The 4,130-nt window shown below is 62.2% G+C and carries 4 protein-coding genes; 3 read left to right on the top strand and 1 reads right to left on the bottom strand.

Features of this window, described 5'->3' with window-relative positions:
- Nucleotides 1-409: 409 nt before the first annotated feature.
- Nucleotides 410-967, top strand: coding sequence for a carbonic anhydrase (locus tag KCI33_RS17735; protein ID WP_349252224.1), 558 nt, complete (start codon nt 410-412; stop codon nt 965-967).
- 101 nt (nt 968-1,068) lie between these two features.
- Nucleotides 1,069-2,112 (top strand): cysteine synthase A, encoded by a 1,044-nt coding sequence (gene cysK, locus KCI33_RS17740; protein WP_349252225.1) that lies wholly within the window; start codon nt 1,069-1,071, stop codon nt 2,110-2,112.
- A 226-nt stretch (nt 2,113-2,338) separates the two neighbouring features.
- Here cysK and KCI33_RS17745 read toward each other — a convergent pair whose 3' ends face one another.
- Entirely contained in the window at nt 2,339-3,229 is an 891-nt protein-coding gene (locus KCI33_RS17745; protein WP_212526139.1) for an AraC family transcriptional regulator, read from the bottom strand.
- 82 nt (nt 3,230-3,311) lie between these two features.
- Between KCI33_RS17745 and KCI33_RS17750 the strand changes: the two genes are divergently transcribed.
- On the top strand, nt 3,312-3,848 hold the full coding sequence (locus tag KCI33_RS17750; RefSeq protein WP_212526141.1) for a peroxiredoxin-like family protein: 537 nt from the start codon (nt 3,312-3,314) through the stop codon (nt 3,846-3,848).
- Nucleotides 3,849-4,130: the final 282 nt, after the last annotated feature.

Here is a 4,130-nt window from a genome sequence, read left to right on the forward strand (position 1 = left end):
TGCCCTTCGCTGAAACGGCTTCTCTTCATCGTCGGTCTCCTCGGTTGGAGAACAGGCTAACCTTGAAACGGGGACATTTCAGGGGAGCAGGTCAAGAGCTGAGGCGCAGAAATACCTCACCAAAGATCGTGCGTGCGACGGAGAGGCGGCACGAGTCAGGGAGTCCGATGGCAGCAAACACCGAAACCAGCCGATTGCCACCGCCTGCCTGAGGCGAGGCCGACAGATAAACTGTCTGTGGGAGAGTGGAGGCCGCGAAGTGGAAGATGCCGCCTTGGCGAACATCCGGCATCTGAAAGCATCCGGCGCCAAGCGTGGGCTGATACCGTTTGGTGAATCCGGCCCTCATGCGCTAGATTTGATGTAGGAGAGCCATAGGAGGAATTCCGCAACAGGGGAGGAAGGCGCCGTGAGCGACATCAAGAAAGAGGTTCTCGCTGCGAACGAGAAATACGCGAGCGACTTCGGAGACAAAGCCAATCTGCCGATGCCGCCGGGCCGGGGCTTCGCCATCCTCACCTGCATGGATGCGCGGCTCGATCCCGCCAAATACGCCGGCCTTGCCGAGGGCGACGCCCATGTCATCCGCAATGCCGGCGGCCGCGCCAGCGATGATGCCATTCGCTCGCTGGTGATCTCGCACAAGCTGCTCGGAACCAATGAGTGGTTCGTGATCCACCACACGGATTGCGGCATGGAGACCTTCACCGACGAGATCATGCGCGACCTGCTCGCCAGCAGCCTCGACACCGCGACGATCGATGAGAATGGCTGGCGCGACACCGGCGAAGGCCCCGGCTCGCACGAGGGCGACTTTATCGACTGGCTGACCATCCGGGATCAGGCGGAAAGCGTGAAAGCGGATGTCCAGCGCATCAAGAGCCACCCGCTCGTGCCGGACGGCATCCCGGTCCACGGCTGCATCTATGACTGCAAAACCGGCCGGCTGGTTGAGGTTGCCGGGTAAAACGGTGTGATCTGCTGGGAACACGCGCCTTCCGCTGCGGTCGCGCGCGAATGCCCGGGCCCGGAACAGGCCGGGTCAGGGAAGAAGGAAGGAAGGCAGAAGTGGCACTCTACGAGAATATCCTTCAGACCATCGGCCGCACTCCGGTTGTGAAAATCGGCAAATTGGCGCCGCGGCATGTCAACCTTTACGTCAAGATCGAGGCCTTCAACCCGCTTGGCTCGGTCAAGGACCGTCTGGCGCTGGGGGTGATTGAGGCGGCAGAGGCGTCGGGCGCGCTGAAGCCGGGGCAGACGGTCGTCGAGGCGACGAGCGGCAACACGGGCATTGGCCTCGCGATGGTCTGCGCCCAGAAGGGCTATCCACTGGTCGTCACGATGGCCGAGAGCTTCAGCGTAGAGCGCCGCAGGCTGATGCGTTTCCTCGGCGCCAAGGTTGTGCTCACGCCGGCCGCGCAAAAAGGCACGGGCATGGTCAACAAGGCTGTGGAACTGGCCGAGGCCCATGGTTGGTTCCAAACCCGGCAGTTCGAGAACCCTGCCAATCCGGACATCCACGAGCGCACAACCGCCCGGGAGATCCTGGAGGACTTCGCGGGCATGGCGCTCGACTACTGGGTGACTGGTTTCGGCACTGGCGGCACCCTTCAGGGTGTGGCGCGGGTCCTCGACAGAGAGCGTCCGCAAACCAAGATCATCGTCTGCGAGCCAGAGTTGGCGCCGATGTTGACGAGTGGCGAGCCGCAGCTGCGGAACCCCGATGGCTCGCCGTCAGAGAGCCATCCTGCCTTTGCCCCACATCCGGTGCAGGGGTGGAGCCCCGACTTCATCCCCAAGATCACGGGCGACGCGGTGGGGATGAATGTTATCGACAGGATTCTCACCATCTCCGGTCCCGAAGCATTCAAATCCTCTCGAGATCTCGCCCAGAAGGAAGGCATCTTCGTCGGCATATCCGCCGGCGCCACCTTCGCTGGCGCGCTGAAGGTTGCGGCAGAGGCGCCGGAGGGTTCCACCATATTGTGCATGCTGCCGGACACAGGCGAGCGCTATCTGTCAACGCCGCTGTTCGCGGATATCTCGGCGGAGATGAGCGAGGAGGAAGTGGCGCTGTCAAAGACGACACCGGGCTACCAACTCGACTGAGCGCGGGGTCAGCTGCAGAAGGAGCGGCGGGCCTGTGCCTTGACTGGGATCTTTCCAGGGGTTGGTCCGCCAACCCGCCTCGGGGGACATTCCTGCCTGCAACGCGTACGGCCTGGCCCGGATCCGACCTTCTGTCTCTGCCTCGGCCTTTGGCGCGACCCAAGCCTGGCTGGCCTCGGCACTCGGCAACATGAACCGAGTTCGGCGCTGCCGAAAACAACGCGCCTCAGAAGGTCGTATTTCTGGTGTGCTCGCTGGTCGAGGTTGGGCCAGGCTTGGCGAATTGCCTGGGAGAAACACCGTAGCGGCGCGTGAACGCCCGCGACAGTGCCGCCGAGCATGAAAAGCCGGTCTGCATCGCCGCTGCATTCACTGATGCGCCCTTGGCGATCGCGATGCGCGCCAGGGTGAGACGCCAGCTCGAAAGATACTCCCCCGGCGTAACCCCCACCACTTCGCGGAACCTGTTGGCGAAATGGGTACGCGACATCGCGGCCATGCCGGCCAGATCCTCGAGCCGCCAATTCCGCTCCGGATTGTCGTGGATGGCCACGATCGCACGCGACAGGTTGGGATGCGCCAGACCGGCAATCAATCCGACCTTCGCCTCTCCGTCCTCGATGAGGTGGCGCAGTAGCCGGATGACAGCGATCTCGCACAGACGGTCAATCACCGCTTGGCCGCCGCAACGAGGGGAAAAGGCTTCTTCCAGGAGCATGTCCGTTACCGATTGCAGAGATGACACCTCGTCGCGCCGCACGACCACCACCTCCGGCAAGGCCTGGGCCACCGGATTGTCGTCACCAACTGTATCAACCGCGGCGCAGACATACTCCGCGCCGTTCACGTCGGGTTCGACATGCGCGCCGGCTGGGGTGCCGCGCGGGAAAAACACGAGCATCGGCGGATTGGCGCCCCCCTCCGGCATGCCCTGGCCGGGCCAGGTCAGACGGCCGTGCCTGAAAATAAAAAGGTTCGGAGCTGCATCGCCCGGCCCTTCTTTCTGCAGGCCGGACCGAGCGGCAGGAAACACCTTCGCCTCGATGCGGAAGTGCCGGATCAGTGCCGAAAGGCGATCCGTCGTATTTTTGGGCATATTTGTACGCTCGATCAACATAGAATGACATTAAGTGCTTCAGGATAGCCTATTGTCAAGTTCCGCGGCGATTCTTACCGCATGCAAAAGAAGGAACTTGCTGATGCTCATCCCCCGCCAGAGGACACCGGACCTTGAAGTGGAAACCTTGTCCGGCGCGCGCTTCAACCTTTCCGCGGAAAACCCTGAGCGTTTCTCGCTGGTGGTGTTCTACCGCGGCCTGCACTGCCCCATCTGCGCAAACTACCTCAAGGACCTGGAACGTCTGACGCCCGAGTTCGAAAGCCGCGGCGTGAAGACCATCGCCATCAGTTCCGACGAGCGCGATCGCGCAAGGGAAATGGCGGAAAAGATAGGCGCCGAGAACCTGCGCATCGGCTATGGCCTGCCGCTTTCTGTCGCAAAGGACTGGGGGCTTTTCATTTCCACTTCGCGCGGCACGACATCCATCAGAATTGAGGAGCCGGACCTTTTCTCGGAACCCGGCGTCTTCCTGATCCGCCCCGACCAGACGCTCTACTACGCCTCCGTGCAGACGATGCCCTTCGTCCGTCCGGTCTTCAGGGAATTGGTGCAGGCCCTGGACTTCGTTATCGCCAAGGATTACCCGGCGCGCGGCGAATATACAGGTCCGGTCTGAGGCCTGGCGGCCCCTCTGGCCTCCTCGCAACGACGCAGCTGCGTCGGCGAATTGTCCAGTTGGGCTACCCCTTCTCGTCCACCGGGGTGTTTTTCAATTTTCGGAGTTCACGTATCCCCATCATCAGGGGGCAAGGTAGCGAATACCGCATCCGTCCTGCTGTGCCCCCCGATAGTTCCTCCGGTTGATGCTAGAGTCCGACCTGACAGAAGGATCGGACCATGAAGCCATCGAAGTTCAACGAAGCGCAGATCATCGACATCCTGAGGGAGGCCGAGGCGG

It is taken from the genome of Actibacterium sp. MT2.3-13A (genome assembly GCF_018139985.1).
Taxonomy (GTDB): domain Bacteria; phylum Pseudomonadota; class Alphaproteobacteria; order Rhodobacterales; family Rhodobacteraceae; genus JAGSOU01.